Origin of the sequence: Halalkalibacter sp. AB-rgal2 (assembly GCF_041821005.1) — a bacterium.
GTDB lineage: Bacteria > Bacillota > Bacilli > Bacillales > Bacillaceae_D > Halalkalibacter.
In genome coordinates, this window is sequence record NZ_JBGUAV010000004.1 from 192,504 (window position 1) to 219,362 (window position 26,859).

The 26,859-nt window shown below is 37.3% G+C and carries 30 protein-coding genes; 6 read left to right on the forward strand and 24 right to left on the reverse strand.

Annotated elements, in window-relative coordinates; genetic code table 11:
* Positions 1 to 66 precede the first annotated feature (66 nt).
* The 10 genes from ACERJO_RS05380 to ACERJO_RS05425 all read right to left on the reverse strand — a co-directional run bounded on the left by ACERJO_RS05380 (position 67) and on the right by ACERJO_RS05425 (position 9,231).
* Positions 67 to 2,262 (reverse strand): penicillin-binding transpeptidase domain-containing protein, encoded by a 2,196-nt coding sequence (locus ACERJO_RS05380; RefSeq protein WP_373646809.1) that lies wholly within the window; start codon positions 2,260 to 2,262, stop codon positions 67 to 69.
* 117 nt (positions 2,263 to 2,379) lie between these two features.
* Complete coding sequence (gene ftsL, locus ACERJO_RS05385) at positions 2,380 to 2,724, reverse strand: cell division protein FtsL (protein WP_247104133.1); 345 nt, start codon at positions 2,722 to 2,724, stop codon at positions 2,380 to 2,382.
* 19 nt (positions 2,725 to 2,743) lie between these two features.
* Positions 2,744 to 3,679: a 16S rRNA (cytosine(1402)-N(4))-methyltransferase RsmH gene (rsmH, locus tag ACERJO_RS05390; protein ID WP_373646811.1), complete on the reverse strand. Its 936-nt coding sequence runs from the start codon at positions 3,677 to 3,679 to the stop codon at positions 2,744 to 2,746.
* An 18-nt stretch (positions 3,680 to 3,697) separates the two neighbouring features.
* Positions 3,698 to 4,135 (reverse strand): division/cell wall cluster transcriptional repressor MraZ, encoded by a 438-nt coding sequence (gene mraZ, locus ACERJO_RS05395; protein WP_247104131.1) that lies wholly within the window; start codon positions 4,133 to 4,135, stop codon positions 3,698 to 3,700.
* 150 nt (positions 4,136 to 4,285) lie between these two features.
* On the reverse strand, positions 4,286 to 5,902 hold the full coding sequence (gene bshC, locus ACERJO_RS05400; protein WP_247103845.1) for a bacillithiol biosynthesis cysteine-adding enzyme BshC: 1,617 nt from the start codon (positions 5,900 to 5,902) through the stop codon (positions 4,286 to 4,288).
* A gap of 74 nt (positions 5,903 to 5,976) precedes the next feature.
* Positions 5,977 to 6,363 carry a DUF3397 domain-containing protein gene (locus tag ACERJO_RS05405; protein ID WP_247103843.1) on the reverse strand — a complete coding sequence of 129 codons (387 nt, stop codon included), beginning with the start codon at positions 6,361 to 6,363 and terminating at the stop codon, positions 5,977 to 5,979.
* Positions 6,363 to 7,277: a ketopantoate reductase family protein gene (locus tag ACERJO_RS05410; protein ID WP_247103842.1), complete on the reverse strand. Its 915-nt coding sequence runs from the start codon at positions 7,275 to 7,277 to the stop codon at positions 6,363 to 6,365. The genes ACERJO_RS05405 and ACERJO_RS05410 overlap by 1 nt, the downstream gene beginning before the upstream one ends.
* Before the next feature lie 210 nt (positions 7,278 to 7,487).
* On the reverse strand, positions 7,488 to 8,048 hold the full coding sequence (locus ACERJO_RS05415) for an RsfA family transcriptional regulator (protein ID WP_247103841.1): 561 nt from the start codon (positions 8,046 to 8,048) through the stop codon (positions 7,488 to 7,490).
* 416 nt (positions 8,049 to 8,464) lie between these two features.
* A complete protein-coding gene (gene rpmF, locus ACERJO_RS05420; RefSeq protein ID WP_247103840.1) occupies positions 8,465 to 8,638 on the reverse strand; it encodes a 50S ribosomal protein L32 in 174 nt (57 codons plus the stop codon).
* A 74-nt stretch (positions 8,639 to 8,712) separates the two neighbouring features.
* Positions 8,713 to 9,231, reverse strand: a complete 519-nt coding sequence (locus tag ACERJO_RS05425; RefSeq protein WP_247103839.1) for a YceD family protein — start codon at positions 9,229 to 9,231, stop codon at positions 8,713 to 8,715.
* A gap of 214 nt (positions 9,232 to 9,445) precedes the next feature.
* On the opposite strand from ACERJO_RS05425, the gene ACERJO_RS05430 reads away from it, so the two are divergent.
* Entirely contained in the window at positions 9,446 to 10,660 is a 1,215-nt protein-coding gene (locus ACERJO_RS05430; RefSeq protein WP_373646816.1) for a nucleotidyltransferase, read from the forward strand.
* A gap of 43 nt (positions 10,661 to 10,703) precedes the next feature.
* On the opposite strand, the gene ACERJO_RS05435 is transcribed toward ACERJO_RS05430, so the two are convergent.
* Positions 10,704 to 11,747 carry a SepM family pheromone-processing serine protease gene (locus ACERJO_RS05435; protein ID WP_247103837.1) on the reverse strand — a complete coding sequence of 348 codons (1,044 nt, stop codon included), beginning with the start codon at positions 11,745 to 11,747 and terminating at the stop codon, positions 10,704 to 10,706.
* A complete protein-coding gene (locus tag ACERJO_RS05440; RefSeq protein ID WP_247103835.1) occupies positions 11,744 to 12,538 on the reverse strand; it encodes a patatin-like phospholipase family protein in 795 nt (264 codons plus the stop codon). The genes ACERJO_RS05435 and ACERJO_RS05440 overlap by 4 nt, the downstream gene beginning before the upstream one ends.
* Positions 12,539 to 12,811: 273 nt before the next feature.
* Here ACERJO_RS05440 and ylbJ point away from each other — a divergent pair, with 273 nt between their 5' ends.
* Complete coding sequence (gene ylbJ, locus ACERJO_RS05445) at positions 12,812 to 14,029, forward strand: sporulation integral membrane protein YlbJ (RefSeq protein ID WP_247103833.1); 1,218 nt, start codon at positions 12,812 to 12,814, stop codon at positions 14,027 to 14,029.
* A 21-nt stretch (positions 14,030 to 14,050) separates the two neighbouring features.
* On the opposite strand, the gene coaD is transcribed toward ylbJ, so the two are convergent.
* Together coaD and rsmD are read right to left on the reverse strand one after the other, a co-directional pair.
* Positions 14,051 to 14,536, reverse strand: coding sequence for a pantetheine-phosphate adenylyltransferase (gene coaD, locus ACERJO_RS05450; protein ID WP_247103832.1), 486 nt, complete (start codon positions 14,534 to 14,536; stop codon positions 14,051 to 14,053).
* A 27-nt stretch (positions 14,537 to 14,563) separates the two neighbouring features.
* Positions 14,564 to 15,112 (reverse strand): 16S rRNA (guanine(966)-N(2))-methyltransferase RsmD, encoded by a 549-nt coding sequence (rsmD, locus tag ACERJO_RS05455; protein ID WP_247103831.1) that lies wholly within the window; start codon positions 15,110 to 15,112, stop codon positions 14,564 to 14,566.
* Between the two features lie 370 nt (positions 15,113 to 15,482).
* Between rsmD and ACERJO_RS05460 the strand changes: the two genes are divergently transcribed.
* Entirely contained in the window at positions 15,483 to 15,872 is a 390-nt protein-coding gene (locus ACERJO_RS05460) for a DUF7147 family protein (RefSeq protein WP_247103830.1), read from the forward strand.
* A gap of 260 nt (positions 15,873 to 16,132) precedes the next feature.
* Here ACERJO_RS05460 and ACERJO_RS05465 read toward each other — a convergent pair whose 3' ends face one another.
* Positions 16,133 to 16,411, reverse strand: a complete 279-nt coding sequence (locus ACERJO_RS05465; RefSeq protein WP_247103829.1) for a YlbG family protein — start codon at positions 16,409 to 16,411, stop codon at positions 16,133 to 16,135.
* Positions 16,412 to 16,495: 84 nt separating this feature from the next.
* Positions 16,496 to 16,933 carry a YlbF/YmcA family competence regulator gene (locus ACERJO_RS05470; RefSeq protein WP_247103828.1) on the reverse strand — a complete coding sequence of 146 codons (438 nt, stop codon included), beginning with the start codon at positions 16,931 to 16,933 and terminating at the stop codon, positions 16,496 to 16,498.
* Between the two features lie 149 nt (positions 16,934 to 17,082).
* Here ACERJO_RS05470 and ACERJO_RS05475 point away from each other — a divergent pair, with 149 nt between their 5' ends.
* Positions 17,083 to 17,862, forward strand: coding sequence for an ATP-grasp domain-containing protein (locus ACERJO_RS05475; RefSeq protein WP_373646820.1), 780 nt, complete (start codon positions 17,083 to 17,085; stop codon positions 17,860 to 17,862).
* On the opposite strand, the gene ACERJO_RS05480 is transcribed toward ACERJO_RS05475, so the two are convergent.
* The 4 genes from ACERJO_RS05480 to ACERJO_RS05495 form a co-directional block, all read right to left on the reverse strand.
* Positions 17,843 to 18,262 carry a hypothetical protein gene (locus tag ACERJO_RS05480; RefSeq protein ID WP_373646822.1) on the reverse strand — a complete coding sequence of 140 codons (420 nt, stop codon included), beginning with the start codon at positions 18,260 to 18,262 and terminating at the stop codon, positions 17,843 to 17,845. The genes ACERJO_RS05475 and ACERJO_RS05480 overlap by 20 nt on opposite strands.
* A 114-nt stretch (positions 18,263 to 18,376) precedes the next feature.
* Positions 18,377 to 18,625 (reverse strand): YlbE-like family protein, encoded by a 249-nt coding sequence (locus tag ACERJO_RS05485; RefSeq protein WP_247103825.1) that lies wholly within the window; start codon positions 18,623 to 18,625, stop codon positions 18,377 to 18,379.
* Positions 18,626 to 18,642: 17 nt separating this feature from the next.
* Positions 18,643 to 19,056: a YlbD family protein gene (locus tag ACERJO_RS05490; protein ID WP_373646825.1), complete on the reverse strand. Its 414-nt coding sequence runs from the start codon at positions 19,054 to 19,056 to the stop codon at positions 18,643 to 18,645.
* A 73-nt stretch (positions 19,057 to 19,129) separates the two neighbouring features.
* A complete protein-coding gene (locus ACERJO_RS05495) occupies positions 19,130 to 20,215 on the reverse strand; it encodes a CAP domain-containing protein (protein ID WP_373646827.1) in 1,086 nt (361 codons plus the stop codon).
* A gap of 213 nt (positions 20,216 to 20,428) precedes the next feature.
* Here ACERJO_RS05495 and ACERJO_RS05500 point away from each other — a divergent pair, with 213 nt between their 5' ends.
* Entirely contained in the window at positions 20,429 to 20,782 is a 354-nt protein-coding gene (locus ACERJO_RS05500) for a YugN family protein (RefSeq protein WP_373646829.1), read from the forward strand.
* 36 nt (positions 20,783 to 20,818) lie between these two features.
* Here ACERJO_RS05500 and ACERJO_RS05505 read toward each other — a convergent pair whose 3' ends face one another.
* Positions 20,819 to 21,268, reverse strand: coding sequence for a TcaA NTF2-like domain-containing protein (locus ACERJO_RS05505; protein ID WP_373646830.1), 450 nt, complete (start codon positions 21,266 to 21,268; stop codon positions 20,819 to 20,821).
* 190 nt (positions 21,269 to 21,458) lie between these two features.
* Between ACERJO_RS05505 and ytvI the strand changes: the two genes are divergently transcribed.
* Complete coding sequence (gene ytvI, locus ACERJO_RS05510; RefSeq protein WP_247103819.1) at positions 21,459 to 22,517, forward strand: sporulation integral membrane protein YtvI; 1,059 nt, start codon at positions 21,459 to 21,461, stop codon at positions 22,515 to 22,517.
* A 175-nt stretch (positions 22,518 to 22,692) separates the two neighbouring features.
* Here the strand turns inward: ytvI and ACERJO_RS05515 are convergent, their stop codons facing one another.
* The 3 genes from ACERJO_RS05515 to ACERJO_RS05525 all read right to left on the reverse strand — a co-directional run bounded on the left by ACERJO_RS05515 (position 22,693) and on the right by ACERJO_RS05525 (position 26,827).
* Entirely contained in the window at positions 22,693 to 23,337 is a 645-nt protein-coding gene (locus tag ACERJO_RS05515) for a YesL family protein (protein ID WP_247103818.1), read from the reverse strand.
* Between the two features lie 43 nt (positions 23,338 to 23,380).
* The gene (locus ACERJO_RS05520; protein ID WP_373646832.1) at positions 23,381 to 23,905 is read right to left on the reverse strand and encodes a hypothetical protein; all 525 of its coding nucleotides are present in this window, start codon (positions 23,903 to 23,905) and stop codon (positions 23,381 to 23,383) included.
* Between the two features lie 108 nt (positions 23,906 to 24,013).
* Positions 24,014 to 26,827 carry a glycoside hydrolase family 3 C-terminal domain-containing protein gene (locus ACERJO_RS05525; RefSeq protein WP_373646834.1) on the reverse strand — a complete coding sequence of 938 codons (2,814 nt, stop codon included), beginning with the start codon at positions 26,825 to 26,827 and terminating at the stop codon, positions 24,014 to 24,016.
* Positions 26,828 to 26,859: the final 32 nt, after the last annotated feature.

Sequence of the window (26,859 nt, forward strand, 5' to 3'; positions counted from 1 at the left end):
ACATACATACTAGTTACAGCTTGCTACTAGCGTATGCTTGTACGAGGTCTGTTAGAACATGGCTATTTATTCGGTATCTATCGACTCTCCATCCTGAGATTCAACTTCGTTTAGAGCACCTTCATCAACGTCTACATATCTCCCGTCATACACAGGGGCTAGTTCGACCATCATATACTCACCTCTCTGTAATTCTGTCCCTGCTTCAACGCTTTGTTCAACAACATAGCCATGCCCGAATACCACCAAATCCATTTCTAGAACATCGGCTAATCTTCGAACATCTCGACTTGACCATCCCACTATATTCGGCATCGTAACCTTGTCTTCATCTGTCAATAAAATTAATTTCTCACCAGGTAATGCACTTTTCCCAGCAAACGGTTGCTGAGAGATAACACGAGAGCCATTTCCTAATTTGACTACTTCTAATTCCGTTTGGTCTATTGCCTTCTCTAAGTCACTACCTTCAAATTCTGTATAATCAGTCACCATATATTCATCGTTTATTTGCTCGGATATTTCTTCTTCTGAAGGTGTTATATTTAAATATTGTAAACTATGCTTCATAATAGTATTGAAAATAAGAGCGGTAGGCTCCGATCCTGATTGGAACAAATCAATCTTGGGGCGTTCCACCGCAACATAAACGAGCACCTTCGGATCATCCTTTGGAGCCATTCCAATAAATGAAAAGATATTTTCACCATGGCCGCTTATGTACCCACCAGAAGGTGAGGGGATTTGAGCCGTTCCCGTTTTACCGATCACATCAAACCCTTCTAAATAATAAGGATTCCCTGTACCAACAGGAGAGGTTACTACTTGTTCAAGTAAATTCTTTACATGTTCAGCAGTATCCGCAGACACCGGCTCCCCTACAACCTCAGGTTTATTTTCATACATGACATCCCCACTTTGCGAATCAACAATCTGTTGAATAATGTAAGGTTTCATCATTTCCCCTTCATTTGCAATCGCAGTAGCTGCCTGCACTTGTTGGATAGGTGTAACAGCAGTTCCTTGACCGAAGGAAGTAGAGGCTGCTTCCACAGCACCGTTCCGATCAATTGCACTACTTACTTCGCTCGGCAAATCAATTCCAGTAGGCTGGTCAAAGCCAAACCTATCTAAATAATCGTAGATTGTTTCTTGACCAAGCTTTTCAAGAGTGAGCCGAGCCATTGCAACGTTGGATGAACGAAGGAAGCCTTCATCAAAGCTAATCATCCCCCAACCGCTTCGATTATTATGGTCACCAATCGTACTTGAACCTATTTGATATTGACCAGATTGATAGAGTTCATCACCATTATAGACTCCTTCCTCAATCGCAGCAGCAAGTGTAAAGATCTTCATCGTTGATCCCGGCTCATAGCGATCAGCAACAGCATAGTTTAAGTAATTCGTAATATTTTCGTATTCATTTGGATTGAAGCTCGGACGATTACTCATCGCTAAGATTTCACCTGTTTTAGGGTTAGCGACGATCGCAATCATCCTTTCAGGCTCATAATCTCCATCAACTTGAGTCATAACTTGTTCCAATGCTGTTTGAATATTTGAATCTAACGTCGTATAAATATCCTGACCATGTTTTGGAGGGGTTACTCGTTCATTCGAATTAGGCAACCTTATCAAACTACGATCCGTTTGAAATTGGACCTTCCCATCCTCAGCTCGCAAATATTCATCTAAACTTCTCTCCAAGCCCATTCGTGCCTCTTCCATATCGCGGTCTGTATAACCAATTACATGTGATGCATATGTTTGTTTCGGATAATAGCGCCGTGGTTCTTCACGGAAATAAATACCTTCAAGTTCCAACTCCTCTATTTCTTTCATTCGCTCGTATGTAAGGTTTCTTGCTCCAGACCCTAGCTCAACTTGAAATCGATCACTCGTTAACAACCGAAGTAAATCTTCTTCACTCATGTTAATATAAGGAGATAGACTAACAGCAGTCTCTTCTGGCTTGCGAACATAGAACCGTTGATCCTCATCGAGGATAGCATATACTGTATATGAGGGAACTTCTTGAGCAATCGCACTCCCTTCTCGATCAAAGATCGTTCCTCTCTTCCCTTCGATCACTTGTTCTTGTGTCCAACGCTGCTCCCCCATCTTAACTAAATCATTCCCATCAACTGACTGCGCTGTCTGAATATAGACCATTCTACCGACTAGCGTAACGAAAACGATTATTGTCACAAGTAATAAAAAAACAGCTCTTTTATTTGTTACCGCTCTTTTGATTTCCATTACGCTTCACCTCTATCATTACCACTTCTACTTAACATTCTTCATTCCTCAATTACTTCCTACGCGCCCTTTTTTATCCTACATAAAATGGAGAGAAAAAACTAGCTCCTAATAGAACTAGTTTTGTACAACTTTTACTTTATTATCATCTAAAACCATTCCTAATTCTTTCGCAATCGATAATATTCGATCCGGCTCACTTAACTCGAGCACTTGTAAATGAAGACCTTCATTAACCTCTTGCTGCTGGGCAATAACCGTTTCTAATTGTTGAACTTCCTTATTGACTGAATAAAGAGTAGCAAAATTATGTACAATGACACTTAGAATGACAAACACTGTTATCGCTACGATACTTATGATTAATTTCTCACCTAATGTTACCGTTGTACGTACTCTTTTTATTCTCTTTGTTGTTTGAACTTGTCCTTGTTGTTGTTCTTGTGTTTGACGTGCAACCATGCTCACTTTATATTCCCCCTTATCGTCGTTTTTCGGCAATACGTAGCTTAGCAGAACGAGCTCGATTATTGATTTCCAATTCTTCATTACTAGGAATGACAGGTTTCCTCGTTACCATCAACAATTCAGGCTTATACTCATCTGGAATAATTGGGAGCCCAGGTGGTAAATCAGGCCCTTTGCTTTTTTCTTTCATCATTTCTTTACATAATCGATCTTCAAGAGAGTGAAACGTAATCACTGAAATTCGTCCACCTACCGATAGAATAGCAATAGCATCTTCAAGAGCTTCCTCGAATGCACCGAGTTCATCGTTCACCGCTATGCGAATCGCTTGAAACGTGCGTTTAGCTGGATGCCCTCCTTTACGCCTTGCTGGAGCAGGTATAGCTTCTTTAATAACGTCCACTAATTCTGTTGTTTTCTCAATGGGCTTATCTTCCCGTCTCGCTTCTATTTTTCGTGCAATATGCTTAGCAAACTTCTCTTCACCATATCGTGAAATGATTGATACTAGCTTGGCAAACGGCCATTCGTTAACCACCTCGTAAGCAGAAAGCTCTTGTGTTTGATCCATTCTCATATCAAGCAATGCATCCTGATGATAGCTAAATCCTCTTTCCGCTTCATCTAACTGTGGACTGGACACACCCAGATCAAACAGAACACCGTCAACCTTATCCACACCTCGCTTGTGTAGCTCTTCCTTCAAATAACGAAAGTTGCTTTTAATTAACGTAACTTTATCCTTAAACTGCACCAATTTTTCTTCTGCATGTGCTAATGCCGTATCATCTTGATCAAATGCATATAAATGTCCTTGTTCATTTAACCGAGCTGCAATCATAGCAGAGTGTCCCGCTCCACCTAATGTACAATCCACATAAATTCCATCTGGCTTAATATGTAGTCCCTCGATTGCTTCCTCTTTCAAGACAGTAATGTGATGAAACAAGCCTTCACCTCCCTTTACCTACAAATCAAAATCAAAGTCAACAATATTTTCTGCAATTTCACTAAATGATTCTTCAGATTCTGCAAAATATTCTTCCCAAATTGCCTTGCTCCATACTTCCACACGGTTTGAAACACCTATAACAACACATTCTTTTTCCAATTGTGCAAACTCACGTAAAGGTGATGCAATGTTGACGCGACTCTGCTTATCTAATTCACATTCAGTAGCACCCGAAAAGAAAAAACGTGTAAATGCTCTTGCATCTTTCTTCGTAAAAGGAAGGGACTTTAACTTTTCTTCTAGCTTTAACCATTCTGCTTGGGGGTAAACGAACAAACAACGATCAAGACCTCTAGTTACTACAAAAGTAGACCCTAAAGCGTCCCGAAACTTAGCAGGAACAATCATCCTACCCTTATCATCAACGTTATGATGATACTCCCCCATAAACATCGTTAGCCCATCTCCCTCCACTTACTAACATTAAAGTACCACATTCCCCCACTTTACACCACCTAAAATGAATATTTTCTCCACAAAAAAAATCCTGCCCTTGTGGACAGGATTTCAAAACTCATTCCGACAGCAATTATTTACAAATACTCACAAATATAAAAGCTTATGTTTTCGACTAAATGACAACTCCATTGACAGCCATTTTTTAAATCCACACTCACCGATGACATTCATCAACACAAACGGATGAATAATACGCTCTTGCTGTTTATTTATTGGGGATAACCAATGCTCTGCCTCAACAAATTTCGCAAGTGCTTCTTCATGAGTTTGTCGAACGAATTTTTTCATCTTATTTTCTATAAATGATAGCTGCTGTTCAATCATATTGATATTTTTTTCACTTAAATGATAAATGGTTTGGTCCATTTCTGCTGCTAAATCACGAATAGTCTCATGTTGCGAGCGTACTTGTTCTCTCACATTCCCAACAACCTCAGTAATTGGATAAGGATTCACATTCTCTAACCATTGATCACGAAGCGTTTTCATCTCTCCTTTTAGAAAAGGCGTAGCCTTATAATTGTGTTCACTCAGCCATTTGCTTACTTGAGTAGGAATAAAGGTTACTTGATACCGTAACAGAACAGGAGGGATTTTCAACGCAAACAACTTAAATACTGGCTTCAATGTAGCCCAATATGCAATCTCTCCCGGACCACCTACAAATGCCAATACCGGCAATAACCACTCTTGCATTAAAGGGCGGGTCACAACATTATTACTGAATCGTTCAGGATGTTGATCAAGTAAATATAGCAAATCTGCTTTCGAATATGTAACATCTGTACCTTGTACTAAAAAGAGACCATCTTCAAAATCAAGACGTTTCCTCTCACCATTAACTTCGAGAAACAAATGAGCATTTGTCGGTTCAGTGTCAATCGGTTCTCCATAACCTGATTGATTAAATTCATGATCTCCTTTTTGCTGAGCAACTTGTAGACAATCAACTTGATCAATTAATTGTTTGAAATAGCCCTTCTCCATTTGGCGAATGAGCGGGTCATGTGCATCTAATAAAAGAAGCCCTTGTTCAGCAAAGAACCAATGCATGATATTCCGAAAAAAATCTACCATCGTATTCGACTGTTTTACATAATCGGATACTTTTTGAAATAAGTCACAAGTAAAAGCGGTTTCTGGCAATGTTGCGAAAATACCCTCTACCCATTCACCCATCTGTGCATGATCTAATATCACATTAGTAGCCGATGTATTCGAAGAACCCGTATCATAGAAGTGCTTCTTCCACCGCAACCCTTGTTGCTTATATACAAAGCGGATTTCATCTAAATCATGGTCCTCTCCAGCAATCCAAAAAATAGGGATAACACCTATACCCAATTCACGTTCTTGTTGCTTAGCAAGAGCAACAATCGTCATCGCTTTATAAATAGTATATAATGGACCCGTTAACAAGCCAGCTTGCTGTCCTCCTACAACAACAACCGATTTAGAATCTTTAAATTTCTCAATTTGATTCATAGCTTCATCATGATTCGGGAGTACCTTATAGCTCTTTTTGAAATATGTAAAAAGTTCTTCTCGTTTAAATTCACGAGTCTGAATATGATCAAGTCGCTTTTTAAAAACATCCTTATCTTGCATCAGATAATCAAAAAAAATCGTTGCTTGTTCTTTATATGCTAAATAATCATCGGTAAAACGATTAATGGTTAAGTCAAGTTCCTCTACGTTCATTCTATTAGCGTCCCTTCATTTAGCGTTTCTTCATCACTATAACAAAGAACGATCCTCCAAGAAAGTAATATGAACTAACTATTTAACCGAATAATACTAACAAATAATCCGACAAAAAATAATGATACGTGTAGGAGAAAGAACACAATAAAATTTAATCGCCAAATCCCTCTAATTAACTTACGTATGTGGATGTCCTCTGAAACATACCAATGTAACCATGTAAAGCCAATCGCAATAAGAACAACAACACCTAATACAATGAATAAGAACGAGCGACCGAATATTTCTAATAAAATAAAGTGTACGGATGCAATAAATAAAACTGTTGACCAATCCGAAGCAAAACGAATCGCATTTTTTTTATTTTTTTTTCGTTTTATATAAATCCAAAAACAAACATACCAACTTAATAGTGGAAGTGTAACTAAAGTGGCTATCACCCACACAAAAACTGCCATTATCTAACCCCTTTCTGCCATTCTATTGCTTTAATAGCATCAAACATCGTATTAAGATACGGTGTGTTTATCCCCTTCTTTTTTCCCATTCTCTGCACACTTCCAACAATCGCTTCAATTTCTGATTTTCTTCCTTGTTGTAAATCAACATACATGGAAGATTGATTGTATCTAGTTCGTTCGCATATATTCGTTACATAGCTCCACACATTATCATGATCTATCAATTCAAAGACTTCTACGACTTCATCAAATAAGTGTTTCATGATTGTAGTAAGGTGCTTATTGGCTAACAATTCACCATTGTTTACTTGAAAAAGTGCCGTTAGTGGATTAATACAAACATTTACAACTGTTTTCTTCATCAATGCCTCATGCCAATTTGTCACCTCTTCGAAGTGAAGAGGATCTATCTCGTCTAAGATCGTTCTAATTATCTTTTGTTCACTACATTTAACGTAACCCCACTTAATTGCACTCGCACCTGTATGAGTAACGGTAAAATCATTTATTCGCTTCGCACCATGCTCTACGACTCCAACAGCTACTTCTAAACATGTATATTGAGACAAATAAGAAAGATGTTGCATTCCATTTTGTAAAAATAGTATTGACTTAATCGTTGACATTCGTTTCTGTAAGCTCTTATCAACGTTTGGCCAGTCATATGCTTTAACGGCAATGACGGCTAAATCAGTTACAGCGCTTGAACTCATAAAATGATCAAATGTTATTGTTTTAATTTTCACTTTATGATGTGTTTGATCATAACGATATATTTGTAGTCCTTCATTTTGTAATTGCTTTAATTGTTCATCTCTTCTTACGACTAAAGTTATAGTTTGCGCTTTCTCAACAAAATAATAACTTAGTAGCATCCCTATTGCACCAGATCCAATGATTGTTACATTCATCGTCTAGCGTCTCCCTTCTTCATATGTACATACTGCCATTGCTATTCATTTACTCTTTATCAATCACATTTTCTCATTCTTTCCAACTAGAACATATAGAACTTTAGACCTATTTAAGGCGTTATATTCTGTTTTATGAACGTAAACTATACATTTACCCATAAAAAAACACCCTGGATTCTAAATAAGATCCAAAGTGTTAGCTATTGGTTATGATTCAGTGGTCGTCTCATAGGTCGTTAGCTTTCTTGCCCTTTCCATAATAGATAGTAACGTGCGATAGTCATCTTCCATTACTTTCTTTTCCTGTTCAATATGCTCAAGCTTATTCTTTAATCTTTTATTTTCTTCTTGTAATTCCTTAAATTCTGTTAAAGAAACTTGATCCGCGCTTTTTTGAGCAAAATCATTCAAAAAAGAAACAACCTTTTCCATTGTAAGTAATTCTTCCGTTTCACTTTCGACCTGTGCTTTCTCCTCCGATAATTGCGGTTGCAGTTCAACGGTTGGCTCCATGTCATATTCAGTTGTTTGAAATAACCTCTTTCCTTTTGAGCGTTGTTTCTTCGCTAATAAGATAGCTGATTCATACTTTTTTCTAATCGTTGAATTCCATCGAAATCCACAAGCTGCACTCGTCCTTGAGAGTCGGTCACCAACTTCTTCAAAGGCCGCTAATTGCGTGCTCCCTTCACGTATATGACGTAAAACAACTTCAGCTAATATTAAATCCTCATCTGTTGACCAAGCATCTTGCCTCACTGTACTCACATGTATTCCCTCCTTATTTTTCATAATTATTCTATACGTATGCATCTACTAGATTAGAAAGACGCACGATTATAAAAAAATAACAAATTCTATTAATAAATTATGACCTTCATTTCAACGTTGTATTCATTTTCATAAATATTAATTGGAGATATTAATTAAGAAGAACGCGGTAACCGTTTTTTTCTTAGTTGCGCCGTGCTGAGCCGTTACAAGGATTTGAGTTTTTCTAAAAAGCGGGGTTCTTTCAGAAAAACGTGTAAAGAGTGGCGTCGACGCCCTCCCTGAATTCGCCTACATCTCTTTGATTAATCTCCTAAAAATCTTTTCTCACTTATCTTTTAAATAGGAGCCACTTATAAATTATGATTCAAAAAAAAACGAAAAGGTATGAAACCTTTCCGTTTTTTTCAAGCTTATTTACTTATAACATTTCGGCCATTATATGAGCCACACTCTTTACAAATACGGTGAGCTAGCTTTAATTCTCCACATTCAGAACATTTAACCATTCCAGGTACTGCTAACTTAATGTGAGTACGACGCTTATTTTTGCGAGTTTTAGATGTTCTTCTAAAAGGTACTGCCATCATTCCCACCTCCTTACAGAATTAAATAGTCATTGTAAAAATGAAGGTTCCATCTTTGTCGGGACTTCCATTTCCTACTCTTTGTCAAAAAATTTAGCTAAATCTGCTAGTCGAGGATCTATTCGATCTTCTTTCTTTTCATCTGTTACTAATTCCCAATGTTTCCCCTCTGGAGGAGCCAACGGAACTGATTTCTCATCAGCAAATAGTTGCATCGGTATTTCTAATAAGACAGCTTCTTCGATTGCAGGCTTCAGATCGACCATTTCACCTTCAAAGAACTGTATATCATCATGATCAACATCTGCCGTTACATAATCATTCTTTGGATGATATTGCCTAACGACTTCAATATCAATAGGGAACGTAACATCTGCCAACGTTCTTGAACAAGGCAAAATCAACGAACCAGAAATTTGCAACGTAAAGGTTAATAAAGAACCTCTATACAGTAGTTCACCTTTCACGTTAAAAGGAGAAACGTTACGTATTTCTTTGTTAATATTCATAACACTTGACAAGTCGATTGTTTCTTCGAATGTAAATGGTTTATGTTTCGCAACGTTTAGCTGCTGAAGGGACCATTTCAACATGTTGATCACCTCTAAGACAACAAGATTAAGTATATATCTACCTTTTTTGAATGTCAATCTTTTTTCTTTACAGACAAATACTTGTTTTATACATGACGTTTATTGTAGCATGACAAAAAGGGATAGTAAAGAGACTCACAAATTTATACCTAATACTCATTTTACCCTTTTTCATCCATCATATTTCATTCGTATTAATTTAGGAGGAGAATCAATGCAAGCAGTCGGCATCGTTGTTGAGTATAACCCCTTCCATAATGGACACCTTTATCAATTAACACAAGCTAAGAAAGAAACAGAAGCCGATATCGTCATTGTCGTGATGAGCGGTACTTTTTTACAAAGAGGGGAACCTGCTCTTATTTCAAAATGGTCACGAACAGAAATGGCTTTAGCGAATGGAGCTGATTTAGTCATCGAGCTACCCTATCCATTTTCAGCACAAAAGGCTGAGTACTTTGCACATGGTGCTGTTCAACTTTTAACTGAGCTTGGAGTCGAATTCATTCACTTTGGAAGTGAAGCTGGTGATATACTCCCTTTCTATGAATTAGTTGATACGATTCAAAAAGACTTTTCAACAATCAATTCATATGTGCAAGAACATATGAAACTAGGTTTAAGCTATCCGCGAGCATTCTCTAATGCCCTCACACGCTTAAATCGGCCGACTGCCATCTCTTTAACAGAGCCAAACAACATATTAGGTTATCATTATGTTAAGGCTATTACAGACCAAGGAAGCCCAATTAAGGCTACTACTACAAAAAGAATACAAGCACACTTTCACGAACAGTCAATTAGTTCCAATCACATTGCAAGTGCAACAAGTATACGAAAAGCGATTAATGAAGGAACACCATTAGCAGATATTGCACATACTATGCCAGCGTCTACTGTGAACCTTTTGACAAAGTACAAAAAAGAAAATAAGCTTCTCCATACATGGGATCTCTATTACCCATTCGTACAATATAAAATTCTTTCCTCCTCTTGTGAGCAATTACGAGACTTATATGAATGTGAAGAGGGACTCGAATATCGTCTTAAGGAAACGATTAAATTTGCTCCTACATACACCGATTGGATCGAGCTTTTAAAAACGAAGCGATACACAAGAACTCGATTACAACGTCTAGTGACACATGTCTTAACCAATACAACTAAAGAAGAGATGCAAACAGCACATTCTGAAGGGCTACGTCATATACAATTACTAGGTTTTACGACAAAAGGTCAACAATTTTTAAAACAAACAAGAAAACAGCGCAATCTCCCTATCCTTACGAAAAGAGCAAAAGCGACAGGGGGCATTGCCGAACTTGAAGAAAGAGCAGCTGTCATTTATGCACAGCCACTCTTAATTCATGCTAGGTATAGAGCAATTAAAGCCGAATTTAATCCTCCAATTCAATTACATAGTCATTAACGATTGGTGTTTCATAACGCTTATTGAAACACCTTGAATCCTTTTATTTTGGTATAGAGGCGAGAAACTCTAAAGCTTCTTCAAATGTATCAATCGGAATAATTTCCATTTCTGTTCCAATATCCTCTGCTGCAGCTAATGCTTCTTCGTAGTTAGATTGCGGGGCACCAGCCTCATTAGGAACTAAGAAGTAATCCGCTCCAGCACGATCAGCTGCTACCACCTTCTGTGGTGCACCACCAATTCGACCAACAACGCCTTCTTCAGTGATCGTACCTGTACCAGCAATATGATAACCCAATGTCACGTTATCTTCTGTTAATTGATTGTACATTTCTAATGCGAACATGAGCCCAGCCGAAGGCCCTCCAATTTGACTTGTATCGATCATTACTTCAGGATCTACAACAATATCTCGCTCAGTAACTGGAGAAGAGATACCAATACCTACTTGTCCTTTTTGTACACCTAATTTTTCTGGAAAAGGAGCAAAACCAACTTCAACAACGACGTACTCATTTTCACGTTTTATAAGTAATTCCACTGTTTCTTCCACACTTTTATCGCTTAGTGTATGTATTAATTGTTCGGCTGTTTGTATTTCTTCACTATCGACTTCAAGAATGAGATCACCCATTTCAAGAACCTCTTCTGCAGGCATATTTTCAATTAACTGTGTGACAACTACTCCATGATATTCATATTCAATCGGTTTTTCAGCAGCTTCGTACGCTACAATCATAGCTGACTCTTGTGAGCTACTCATCGCCATTAATTGTCTATGATGATATTCCTCATCACTTTCCCCTTTTTGGCGTATTTGATCTTCATGATACAATAAGCGATACGGACTTAAATACGACCACCCATAGAAAAAAAGATTCGCTTTTCCCATCTGTACGGTTGTTAGCATAAATGTCCCATCCTCTTCATAGCCACCTGCAACGTCGATTACTTCACGTAAAATTTTCGCATCACCTGGTTGTGAATAATAATATGGAAGTGGGAAGAAATGGATAAACAATAAAATGACAATTAATACAATCCATTTCTTACTCAAAAAAGGCTTTTTTTGTTCGGACTTCATGTTTGATTCTCCTTCCAAGATGCAATTGCCTCTTTGATCAAGGCAATCTGATTTCTAGTAGCTTCTTCACCACTACTTATTAAAGCATCAACCTCACTAAAAGCCAAAGGATTAGCATTTTTTACGATCGGTCGAATCATAACTGTACTTTCAATTTCTTGAGCACGGATTAATTCTCGTGTCATAATATCCATACTTTGAACCATAATATCATAAATCGTCTCTACCTCTGCCTCTTGTTTGAAATAAGAAACATCAACAGCAATTGTAATGTCAGCACCCATTTGTTTAACTGCTGTTACAGGTACGCGATCGATCACACCTCCATCAACTAACGTTTTACCTTCAATCACCTCAGGTACAAATATCCCCGGAATGGCAATACTAGCTCGAACGACAGAAGCGACGTCTCCTTTATCAAATAACACTCGCTCTCCTTTATTAATATCAGTAGTCACAACCACCATACGAGGGTTTAAATCCTCGATTTGTTTTCCTTTCGCAAGCAAACGAATTAAATTTTTCACTTTCTTTCCTGCAACAAAGCCCATCCTAGGTATGATAAAGTCAACAAAATATTTCTTCTGAAACAATGAAGCAAAGCGATGCAATTGATCAGGCGAATGACCGACACCATACAAACAACCAACAAGAGCACCCATACTACTTCCTGTAATCATATCTATTGGAATATTTTCCTCTTGCAGTACTTTTAATACACCAATATGCGCATATCCCCTTGACCCTCCAGAACCTAGAGCCAATCCAATTTTCGGGCGAACTTTCCCCATATGAATCCTCTCCCCGCATTTGTTCCTTTACAGAAATGATATGGTCTATTATTCATCTGTATACGTATAGTTAATGATAGGACAACTCTTAAAGAACAGACAAAACGACTTTTCTTACACATTTCATTCAGTAAGCCTCTCAATTCAAGTTCTGCTAAATGTGGGGGTGTTTCGTCAACATAGGAACGAATGAGTCGAAACTCTTCTAATAAGCGCACTAATAAGGCTTCACCACCCTATAAAATCTTATATTAGTAAAAAGGGGGCTACTATGTGCCATTATCAAAAACAAAAACCATTGTACTTGCTTTAGTTAGCTTACTCCTTGCTGCTTCACTAATGATTTTTCCAAAAGAAGCATTAGAAGCTTCTATTAGAGGTATGCAAATGTGGTGGAATGTCGTCTTCCCATCCTTGTTACCTTTTTTTATTGTGTCAGAGTTATTAATTGGATTTGGCGTCGTAACGTTTATTGGTGCATTACTCGAGCCATTAATGAGACCATTATTTCGTGTTCCTGGAGTAGGAGGCTTTGTGTGGGCTATGGGGTTAGCATCAGGTTATCCTGCTGGTGCAAAACTAACAGCTAGACTTAGGCAAGAACAAAAACTCACACGAATTGAAGCTGAAAGGCTTGTATCATTTACCAATTCCTCCAACCCACTTTTTATATTTGGTGCCATTGCAGTTGGTTTCTTTCATGACGCAACATTAGGCCTCCTTTTAGCATTATCGCATTATTTAGGAAATATAATCGTTGGTTTGTGTATGAGATTTCATGGTATTAATGAAGACGAACACCAGTCCCTAGAAAGCTCCAATCGATCATGGAAAAGTGCATTAACGCTTTTACATGAAGAGCGCCTTCGTGATGGAAGGCCTATCGGAAAGCTATTAGGAGATGCCGTTCAATCCTCTATTCGAACATTATTAATGATTGGAGGATTTATCATTTTATTTTCCGTGTTAAATTCAATTTTAAGCCTTATTGGAATAACAGCTATGATAGCGTCTATCTTCTCAATCATTTTGTCTGTTTTTCAAATACCAAATTCGTTAAGCTATCCGCTCATTTCAGGCTTATTCGAAATTACACTCGGTGCGAAATTGGCTAGCGAGACCCAAGCTACACTTTTTCAACAAGTTATTGTCACTAGCTTCTTCCTTGCATTTAGCGGTTTCTCTGTACAAGCGCAAGTTGCTAGTATATTAGCAGAAACAGATATTCGCTTTAAACCTTTTTTTATCGCTCGTTTATTTCATGGTATATTTGCTGCTCTTTTTGCGTGTCTATTATGGACACCTATTTACAGCAATCAGACCTCTTTAAACAAACAGTCAAATGTACTTGCTGTCTTTATGAGTGAGCACTCAGCACCTTGGTTTTCTATTATGTGGAATTGGCTCGTTCAGTATGGATTTATCCTGACTTTTTTCATGTTAGTTCTATATTTAATTCTGTTACTAAAAAGAGTGGATCAGCACATGTAACGTGCTGAATACCCACTCTTTTTATACATGATTAAATTTTCTGCGCAAAGCATTCTCGACTATATCTGGAACTAGTCCAGAAACATCACCATCATATTTGGCTACCTCTTTCACAATACTAGAACTTAAATAAGAATATTGATGATTTGTCATCATAAAGAATGTTTCAATTTCAGGGCCTAACTTCTTATTGATCGATGCTACTTGCATCTCATATTCAAAATCAGACACCGCTCGAAGCCCACGAATGATCGTACGCGCTTTCTTTTCTTTCATATAGTCAATTAAAAGACCATCAAACGTGTCCACTCGCACTTGTGGGATATGAGCCGTTACTTCCTTTATTAATTTAATTCGTTCTTCCATAGTGAAAGTAGGCTTCTTATTACGATTATGTAAAACAGCTATGATGACTTCATCAAAGACGTGCGAACCACGGGTAATAATATCGATATGACCATAAGTAATCGGATCAAAGCTACCTGGACAAACGGCAATATTTGTCATAATGTTACTCCTTTTTCAGTACAAGTATCAATAGCGGTAAATGGAAATTAGCGTATCACCGTAAGCTTCTTGCCTAACACGTTGTAATTTTGATAGATGCTTAGGTAATGTCGTATCTAGACCGCTTTCACAAACGATCATACCATTTTCACGAATCAATTGAAAATCAACGATCATACTTAATTCATTAGTCAGCTGTTGTTTCGCATATGGCGGGTCTAAAAAGATCAGTTCAAATGATCGCTCACGCTTGATTAACGCTTTTAAAGCTCGATTTGCATCATTTCGATACACTTCAGCATTCTCGCTGAATGAGCAATGCTCTAAGTTTTCCTTAATAATACTAATCGCTTTTTTATTCTGATCTACAAATATAACGTTGTCCATTCCTCTACTTAGCGCTTCAATTCCAAGTCCACCTGTACCCGCATACAAATCAAGTGCGCTACCTCCATCAAAGTAAGGGCCAACAATATTGAATATGGCTTCCTTCACTTTATCAGTTGTAGGTCTTGTTAAAGAACCGGGAACTGCCTTTAACGATAAACCTTTCTTAAGACCAGAAATGACTCTCATCCTACTCACCTACATTCTGTTTCGATATTTTATCATTTTATCCTACCATAAGTAGAATGAAAAGCGAGAACTAAACGTGTATAAACCAAGTAAATGTTAGAAACATCCAACATTATAATATAAGAAAAATAAATGTATGAAATGGTACAAAATCGGTCATACTTCAACTAGTAGCATTCACTTAGTGTTGCTACAACCGCGGAGAAGGCTTACGTTTCCCCATAAGTTCTTCCTCCGGTTTCTCCTCTCCCATAGCCTTAAGTACATACCAATGTATGTGTAAGGCACCTCGCAAGAAATTCTTGCGAGGATTTTTTTCTTTCGCTAGTATAGAAACAAATAGATGTTTGAAAGAAAGAGGGTATCCTTTATGATTCAACGGTTCATTAAATTAGGGGAAGGTTACAATGATTTATATGAGTTATTAGAGCTTGCTCGCACTAATACTGAGCGAATTCATATGCTACTCCAACTCAACACGACGGTTTCTGAGCGTCCTATGTCATCATTTGTACTTATTTTGAAGCCTGCAGCACCTGGAAAATTGATGCCGCTATATATTTGTTTAGAAGGAATTTTAAATCCAAGTTATAAAGAAACAAAACGGTATCACCTAATTCAACAGCTGTGTGAGAAACTACATATTAACATACATCGATTAGAAGTTAAGCCTTCTCATACCTTTTCTGAAGAAGATTTATATTATCAATATTTAATCGGCGTCCTGCGAATGAACAAATACATCCCACCATTGCAATAAGATTACATAAAGAAAAAGGCTGGGACATAACTAGCTAATAGTAAGAAAGGTGAATTTGAGCGAACTCAAATTCACCTTTCTCTATTTTGGGTGTAGATTCTTTTATCTCCTCGCGTTTTCTTCCTTCGATTTTCCTCGTACAGAAAATCGAGTGAAACGCAAATTAGCCTTCAAATAGTTATTCTCATAGAATTTTACTTGACGTAAAATTTCACCGGCTTTTCATTTCAGAGGAGGGTTTTGTCCCAGCCTCTTTCATCTTATATTCCCATCTTATAATCATATTCTTTCGCTTTATCGGGCTTTGCATTTTGAAAATCAGTCTCGACAAACGGACGCATGGAAGGTTGAACATCACGTACAAAATGAGTATTACGTAATTTTCGTATAACATCCTCTATTTTTTCTTGATCACAATAAATAATCGCATATTTCATTTTTTTTGAAACATAATGAACGTGACCAAATCGTCGAAGTTGACGTACAAACTTCAATGATGTTAACCAGATCGCTACACCTTGTCGCTTGCTTTCTAGCATAATAGGCTCTCCTTTAATGTAACGGTATTGTTATAGTTTATCATGCATAGAATCCTACGACAACACGCCGTGTCTATAGATTCATTAACTACAACCACAACTCCCTGAGGCACATCCTCCGCTACAAGACATTGAATCGAAAAAAGGGTTTCCTGTTGGTACTTTAATCGTCTCTGAAACGGAATGAGCAATGATTCCACTAATTTCGTTTAGTAGACCTTCCAATTCTCGTTCAGCCTTCTTAAATTCAACGACTGTATCGGTTAAATCAACTGCTCTTTTCGCATCTCTTATATTTGCGGAAATCTCATCATAATCAGGATGGTATTTCCCAAAGCGCTGAACATCCTCATATTGGTCTTTCATATGATTAAATGCAGATATTCGCTTTTGCGCCTCCACATCTTTCTCTAATTTTTGTTTTGCTTCTATATAATCATGATATACTTCCGATTCAATTACGGCCTTTGCTAATTCGTCAGCACCATCCAATAATTCAATCGTTGACATCGTTGCTAGCATGTACAACACCTCCTACAATCATTAGTATATCATGAACAAGCTGGATCACAATAGATGACAACTGTTCCTCTTATGTTATTGACATCTACGTTAGCTCCAGAATATAATCTTTTAGTCAATGTATCTAAATAGAAAGGTGCCATACTATCATGAATATTGTTACGTTTAACCCTTTTCGAACAATTGGTATCCCTGGTATTAAGTATGTAAAGCCTGAGCATATGTTTGAAGAACGAGACAAAATTGCCGCAGCAGACATTTGTCTTTTTCCGGAAAATTGGCAAGTTAATGCTCTTGTCTATGGCATGAAGAAAAAAATTTTTCCTAGCATTCAATCCATTCAATTAGGTTTCAACAAAATTGAAGTAACTCGTGGCCTGTGGAGCGTCGTACCAAATCATGTACCTAAAACACTTATTTTAGGAAATAACCATGATAATATTAATCGAGTATTAACCGAATTCTCATTCCCGTTTGTCGCAAAAGAAATTCGTAGTTCAATGGGCAAAGGCGTTTTCTTAATTGAATCACACAAACAATTTAACGAATACGCTGAAGAAAACGATTATTTATACATCCAAGAATATTTACCGATTGATCGTGATCTACGTATTTGTGTAGTTGGTAATGAAGTTGTAACCGCTTATTGGCGAATTAATGAACGAAATTCCTTCCGTAGTAATGTTGCTCAAGGTGCAAAAATTTCATTTGATCACATTCCCGAGAAAGCGATCGAACTCGTACGTCACACAGCCAATATGCTTGGTGTTGACCATGCTGGTTTTGATTTAGTCGAAGTCGATGACAGCTATTATTTTCTAGAATTTAATACTTTGTTCGGAAACCATGGCTTCCAACAACGTGGAATTTCAGTTGAAGACTGCATTTATCGCTATATATCAAACATACTTAATCACGAATCGAAATAGTGATAACTTCATCTACACCATTATACGGAGTATGGTCATTTTGAACGACTTGCACGAGAACTTCATGCTCTCCATTAGGCAAGTTTTTTAAATAAAAGGCACGTTCAAATAACGTTGCAATATGTTCATCATTTAAATAAATTCGCAAATGCCCTTCATTGTCCTGATGAAGGGACCCTACTTCATTTTGTCCAAACGAAAATCCACTAAGCTGGCATTCCACATATAATTGATTATCTTTTAGGTTATAATTAACATCTAAGTTCAATGGATTCCCTTTATCAATGTTAATATCCCCAACATGTAAGACAGGCTCAACAAGAACATTTTCGTTTTCTGCAAGTACTGATGTACTCATCATGATCAAAATAACGAATAGGCTAATAGTGACTCGTTGCAATGACTAACACCTCACTTAAACATAAGTGTAGATTATGTTCATTTAACGGTTATTATGCATACATGTATGGCTTGCTAGGAATTTTAATGCCCTTAGCAAGCCATACAATGATTGTTAAGATTGTGCCACTGTCGTTTGCCCAACCTTTAACATTTCCATCATCATCATGATCAATCCCAATGATTCTTGCATTTTTTCAACTCTTTGTGGAAACGTTCTACCGTAAAATTGATTGGCTTCCTTCTCTAAGAGTGCCATTTGTGAAGGATCACGGCTAAGCTTTCGATACCAATTCGGGTGTTGTCGTATAAATGCTCGTAGTTCAGGTTGTTCATTAAGATACTGTTGAACCTCTAAGCGCATATCTTCCACACCTCCTGCTAATCTCTTCTAAATGAAAAAGGATGATCATTTGAGCGTTGATTTTGCTGTTGGTTCGGTTGTTGAAATGATTGGATCACATTTTGAACATTGCCAAGCACTGAGCTGAATTGACTCAAATGCTGTTGGAGATCGTTTACGTTTAACCGACTAATCAATCCCATAATTTGTCCTAAAGAGCTCGCTGTTTCTCCATTACCTGAACTCTCCTCTTGATGCTGACCTGACTCTTGCTGCTCAGTACTCTCAGCATATGTGTTCCAATGATCATGATCTTCACCAAAGACATTCCATTCCTCAAATATCTCTTGTAGCGATTTCTTGTTTTCTTTTACTTCTCTTATAAGATGAGGATTTCTACCCATAAAACCTTTGAACTGTTGAACGGTTGGATGAAGCCCATGTTTACTCATCTTATCACCACCCTTATAAGCCTTTTCATACAACAGTATACGCAGGAGCCTAGTCCTAGGTGCTCAAAGAAGGCTAAAATGACCATGGTGTCATAAAATTTTGCGTATAATAATCTTGGAACACACCAACTCCTAAATGCGTAAACTCCTCATGTAACAAATTGACTCGATGTCCTTCGCTATTTAACCAACCTTCCACAGCTGCTACACCATCTGTATACATAGCAGCAATATTTTCTCCTGCTAATCTAAAACCAATATCACTTCTTTCAAATCGTTGGTCTAACTCACCATACTCAGGAGATGTATGTGAAAAGAATTCTTTTTCCTTCATTTCACGACTATGTCCATATGCAACAACAGCAACATCCTCTTGCCATTCATATGCCTCTAAACCATGTCTGGCACGTATGACATTTGTATAATCAAAAATTTGTCTTGCTTCTGCATGTTCGATTTCTTGCCAATCGTCGTTTGATACAGTTGGTCTTTCTGGGGGATCACCTATGTAGGAAACAGAATAAGGGCGCATTTCTACAAGCATATCAGCCGTAAGCATACGTAAACTCGAAAGTTCATTCGTATGTGTATCGAAATATAGCTGAACCCACTCCCCATCAACTTCAACTAGAGGTCGTGCTAGCAGATCTGCTGCACTTAATTCAAATTGATACTGCCCATTAGTAGCCTTTACATCAACTTGGTTAGAAAAGGTGAACAAGTCATCTAACTCCTCATACATTTCTCCAACAGAAAAGAACGTTTCACTAATATGTCCTGAAACAAAAGCTGTTACAACTTCTCCCTCTTGCATACCTACTTGTAAATATGTCGTTGAATCTTCTTCAAATAAATAAATCCACCAGTCATATGAATAAGCTGTCGGGTCTATACGATCAGGCTCACCATACCTTTCTTCAATTTGATCGCCAGTCAATCCAATAAAAACCTCTTCATCTGTTAGTAGATTTTCTTCATGGTCCGGTTCTTCTATCTCTAAATCTTCTGTTAATTCCTCCCCAACTAACCACTCTATTACCTCAAACTCTTCTGTAGCATCTGTCTCATTTTCCTCAGAATTCTGTAAATAATCTGATTCGATTATTAGAAAAAAGAGAAGAAGACAGGCACAACCAAAAATTATAATGATCTTCTTCATGGAAACACCTCTATTCTCGATCTTATTAGTTGATCTATTCAATGTTCAGTCATCTTATTCCTCTCTCTAACGTTGTAACCTTCTGTCCATTTCCAGTATAATCTTGTCGAAAGGGAATCTCCACAAAACATTCATGATTATACATTGCAACAAAGCTCAATTCATACTATCATTAAAAGAGTACATATAAGATCAATTGGAGGCGGATTGACAGTGAGATTTGATCACATTGAATTAGCTGATAAAGAATTACGTTTTGAGACACTTCAATATGCGTGTGAATCAATCGGGCTTGTCCATGCAGGTCAGTGGGACTATGAACGTGTCATGTTTGATTACAAAATTGTGAATCAAGGAAATATTTATTATTTACGTGTTCCTGCATATGCAATTAAAGGCGAGATACCGAAAGAAGATACAGTCGTTAAACTGATGACACCCTTACTCGGTAAGCATTATTATCCACATGGCGTTGAATACGAGGGGGAAGAGTTCCCTCAACAAATTATTGATAAGTGTAACAAGAAGCTTGAGCTTTTAAAAGGGAATTTAGAAGCAGAAGAATAAGAAAAAGACGACGATGGTACCATCGTCGTCTTTTTCTTATTCTTCACGTTCTCGAATCGTTACAATACGTAGCGAATCGTTGTTAAGCCTATTAATTTCAAACCTAATGTAACGTTCTATTTCTTCTGATTCATTAGGGTAATGGATCACAACTGATTCAAAAGCTTCAACATAATAATCACCTACGTCATCTTCATAAACGTGATCAACATGAAATTCCTTCAGCTCTTTACTAGCTCTATCACTATGTAAATCATTTACGTACCTGCGTAAAGAATGATAGAAACTAACGTTTGCCATTAAATAAGGTTCTACATCATTAAAATGACCGTCATTTACCGACTCGATCATCGTTTTTTTGTAATTTGTTACAAACTCCACTAGCTCTGTATCATCTTCTACTTTTATTAACTCGGAGTTGTCAGGTGATTGACAAGCAACAAGAAACATACAACAAAATAAAACAATCCAATTGGACTTTCTCACTACATACATACTCCTTTCAAAAAGTTCAAGCCTTCTTCATTGATTGAACGCTTGAATGAGTATACCATAAGTATAAAAATATACCTATATAAACTGTTCATTCTATAATGTTCTATACTATAATATAAGTTAAGAGATGTGTAAGCTTTTACGGATAGATACATTTTACATTCAAGAGAGGAGTCCTACATTGGCAGCACTCATATCTAAACGCACCTTCATTATCATCATTAGCATCATTGCCATCGCTATCGTAGCTTATTTCATTATACCTATTTCGATCCCATTACTGTTGGCTTTTTTCACTGCCTTATTGTTATCACCAGCAGTAGAATCTTTACATAAACGACTTAAATTAAAGCGAAACCTTGCCGTCATGATTGTTTTTACCTTGTTTATTTGTTTTATCGGTTTGACTGGCTATTATAGTGTCACAAAAGTAATTACACAAGGTTCACAAATTGTTGAAAATTTACCACAGCACATTAATGACATCAATCGTTCTTGGCTAAATTTCCAACGCAATCTTGAACACGAATATGATAATTTACCGCCAGAATTAGTAGAAGAAATCAACATTCTTGTGACTAGAACATTGAATGATATTCGAAACACAATAAGCGAACGCAACATTATTAACGATGTGACCTCTTTTGTTTCGAGTATACCTGGATACTTAGTATCCATTATCGTCTATTTAATTGCTCTATTTTTATTTTTATTAGAATTACCCGTCTTAAAACGAAAGTCCTTTTCATACTTATCTGATAAGACAAAAGACAAAGTCAATTTTATGACTTCACGATTAAAGTATGTTCTATGGGGATTTTTAAAAGCTCAATTTTTAGTTAGTATCATTATCTTTATCGTTTCATTAATCGGACTGTTGTTTATCGCTCCTGAAGTTGCCTTATTAATGGCCTTTATTATTTGGCTCATTGATTTTATACCGTTAATTGGATCAATTGCTATATTAGCACCATGGGCAATTTTTCAATTATTCGCTGGAAATGTTAGTATGGGAACTCAATTGCTTGTATTAGCCGCCATTCTACTCGTTATTCGTAGAACAGTCGAACCGAAGGTGATGGGGCAGCAAATTGGATTATCTCCATTGGCGACTCTCATCGCTATGTATATTGGACTTATGCTATTTGGTGTACTTGGATTCATTATCGGTCCACTCATTGTCATCGCATTCACTTCAGCAAAAGAAGCTGGCATTATTAAATTAAACTTTAAAATTTGAGCTCAAAGCAATGGGCGAAGCCATCTCCTATTTTGAAAGTTCTCTACAAGTGAACGTCTTGTAGAGAAGCGTGCGGCGCGCAGAGCCATTGCCCTCTTTTAGCCACAACGATATCCGCGAATTTCTTAACCTTTTAAAAAAGTCCGTTTACTACATCGTTCGTAGTAAACGGACTTTACTTATCTTCACTTGGTTGTAGCCTTTGTTGTTTTTTCTCCACTCTATTAAACGCCAAGGTTGCACTCCACATGATAAATAAAGAAATAAGACTGCCAAAGAAAAATAATGTTAATCCAGGTAAAAAGTTAAATAATCGATACGCAAAATAGATTCCCGCTCCCATAAAGATCATAATGTGCGGATTTATGACCGAAAATAGAATCGCATGTTTGAAATATTGACTAAATGACAATTCAAAATGAACAAGAACAGGTATAATCATCAAACATACAGCGCCATAAACAATAGATAATACGATAAAAACAACAGATAGAATCGAATGGAGATAACCATCTACCGTCCCTAAATAAAGAAAGTCAATATAGATAATATACCCTATAACAGCTAACATAAGCCCAACCGCATTCGCTCGCACAAATTCTTGCTTGATAACGGTTAAAAACGTTTTAAAAATGGGGACGCTATCTTCTTTTAAGAGCATCTGTCTTAAAATCGTAAACATTGCTACTGTCGCTGGAAAGAAACCTAAAATAATAAGCCCTAAAAATGTGAAAAGAAACCATAATAAATTAATATAAGCTAATTTCATTACCCAATCTGCTATCGTATAAAGTGGTGTATCTGTCCAATTTTTCTGCATTATGTTCACCCTTTAGATTCAACCATTTCGTAAAACGTAACAGTTAATCATACCATTGTTGCAATACTTCTAACCCTAAATCATTTACTTGACGATCTCTCATCATAACAGCAATCAGCCTGTCTGAATACTCAATACCCAATTCCATTAAAAGTGGAGAGTCTTGATCCAAGCCAATGGCATACACATGTTCCTCTTCCGTTATTTCATTCTTTCCAAAAAACCGTTCATCCACTTCCTTTATTTCTGCAATCTCATCAAGTGGATGTAAAATAACTGGATCAAAAATAATATGATACATCCAATCTTCCACAACATAAATATCACCTTCACCAGCAACCATTTCTACTGTTAATTTCTCAGGGGAAGGTAAAAACATATGAGTCATTGTTGATACGTCGGAAGCTTCATATAAGCTTTCCGTATAATCCGTAAATGCTTCTGCCAAATCAATTGGCAAATCAGTAAAAAACATCACATCTAATGTAACGGCTTCTTCTTCACTAGAACAGCCACCCATATGAAAGGAAGTAATGATGCATAATACAAACAACAAAGCTTTCTTCAAGCGTAACACCCTCTAATATTATATTATATAAGTACCTCAAAAGGGGATAGATCATTCCCCCTTTTGAAAATCCTTAAAGCAATAGCTACTACGTTCATAGCATACAGATTAAGCAAGCTGGAACCAGCTTAATTGTACATCACCTTTTAATATAACATAAATGTCTTCTTTGTCCGCTAAATGATTATCACTGTTCATGGTCGTTCTTAGTTCTTGCCACCCCGTATTTCCTTCAACTTCTACCGTAGCCAATAGCTCACCATTGAAACGACCTACTCTCAATTGTAATTCAGCATGTGATTGCGCATGAACCTTCACTGTCCATTTTGATAAAGGTTTGCTCCATTCACAATTTTTAAAAGAAACCCAGCCAAGCTCATTATTCGTTCGTACGCAATATTCACGGTTTTCACCTTCATCTAAATACACACTTTCGTAATCATCGTAATTAAATGCCTTTATCCTATCTGTACACGTACGATTATCTAGTACATCACCTTGAACGTGAACCGTTGCTTGTAATGGTAAGAGCGCAGATGATGAACCAACCATAACCGTATATTCACCTGATTCAACTTTATACGATTCACTCACAACATCCCAAATAGCTAATTCCTTAATAGGTAATTTGAAAGTGACAGTCCTCTTCTCACCTTGTTTCACAAAAATTCTTGAGAATTCCTTTAACGTCTTAATCGGTCGTGTTATTCGAGATTGATTGGCTCTTACATAAAGCTGCGCAACCTCCTCACCATCAAGCTCGCCCGTATTCTCCACTAAACATGTTACTTCTAACGTACTGTCTCGGTTTATTTCTTTATGAGAAAGGTGTAAATCGCTATAAGTAAATGTCGTATAGCTTAAACCATGTCCAAATGGATATAATACATCTCCATCAAAATATTGATACGTTCTCTTGCCTTTTATAATGTCGTAATCCATTATGTTAGGAAGCTGTTCTGTTGATCGATACCATGTCATACTGAGACGTCCAGCTGGGTTATAATCACCAAATAATACATCTGCCATTGCTGTACCTAGCTCGGGTCCTGCATGAGATGAATACAAAATAGCAGGAATGTGTTCATCAGGCCAATTAACTGCATAAGGATAACTACTTACAATAACAACAATTGTATTTTCGTTCACTTCTCTTACTGAGCGGATTAACTTTTCTTGCTCAGGTGGTAAAATAATATCATCTCGATCAATCGTCTCTTTACCGTTAATAAACGGACTATTACCTACAAAGACAATCGCTGTATCCGCTTCACTAGCTGCTTTCACAGCCTCCATTATTCCATCCTCAACCACTTCAATTTCATAAAAGTCGCCTTTGTCTTCTTGCCCTTCTGTTGCTGCAAATAACTGTCCGTCATCTCCTACACAAACGGGATGACCGTCCCAAGATGTTACACGAACAGCACCTTCTTCTTCATGTAACGTATAAAGCTCCTTCACAAACCATCCTCGTGCTTCTTCAGCAGTAGCCGTCAAGCATTCATCTCCAGTCGTAACAAATTTCCCTGTTGACGTTGATTTTAACGTTTGACTTCCCCAACCCCAATCGGTCCATTGAAACAGCTCTGCGCGAGCAGATTGCTTTGTTGAAATCAATTTGTTGCCATCTTTCTCGTCGATTCCAATGTACGCCCCTGTTTTCTTAGAACGAATTTTGATTTGTTTGTAGCCTTCATGCGAGCATATATTTTGTCCTTTTAATTTATGTTGTATTCCTTTTAATGGAGTTACGCGATAAGAAGGTGTTCCACTATACCAATCAGCATGTACATCATTACAAAGCGGACCAAGTACAGCTACTTTATTCAATTTAGACGATTGTAAAGGTAACGTACCCTCTTCGTTTTTAAGTAAGACTACTTGCTCCTTGGCAGCTTGATAGGAAAGCTCTTGATGTTCTTTCGCCAGCAACTTTGATTCAGGTATATTCACGTATGGATTTAATTCAGGGTCAAATTCTCCTAACCAAAAACGAACACGAAATGCGTTTCTTAATGCTTTATTAAGATCATCTTCTCCGAGTAGTCCTTGCTTTAGAGCATCTCTAATTGCTTCAAGTGATTCTTCCTTATCATCCGTTATACTATCAATTCCACTTTTAATCGTATCAGCCATACCTTCTACATGATTATCATAATAGTGATGGTCGCGAGCAATTCCTAATACATCCCCAGCATCACTAACAACAAAACCATCCATGTTCCACTTTTCTTTAACAAGATCATTCACATACGGATGTAGCAGCGCTGGAGTACCATTAATAGAATTATATGCGGTCATCATTGACTTCGCTTTTCCCTCTACGAACACTGGCTCAAACGCTTTTAAATAATATTCATGCATATTACGTGGGTCAATACTTGCTGAACATTCACCACGATCCAACTCATTGTTATTTCCTAAGAAGTGTTTCAATGTTGCTACTGATTTTAAATAGACAGGGTGATCACCTTGCATCCCTTTTACGAGCTCAGTTGCTAACTTACCTACGAGAGTAGGGTCTTCACCGTACGCTTCTTCCGTTCGGCCCCATCGTGGATCACGCTCTAAATCTACTGTTGGCGCCCATAGAGTAAGACCATTCGCATCTGGATCTTTTTGATAGAATACTCGCGCCTCATCTCCTATCACATCACCAATTTGTTTCATTAACTGCGGATTCCACGTAAGAGATAACCCGATGTTTTGCGGAAAGACGGTTGCTTCTCCTAACCATGCAATCCCATGAGCAGCCTCTGTTCCTTGTTTATGTGCTTTAATACCTAAACGACTAACTTCTGGCTGATACTGATGCATTAATGCAATTTTTTCATCTAACGTAAACCTAGAAACGAGATCATGAACCCTTTCTTCTATCGATAACTCTGGGTTTTGAAATGGATATTCAAATTGTCTTGCCATTGTACACTCTCCTTTTTCAGCTTAAACTCAAA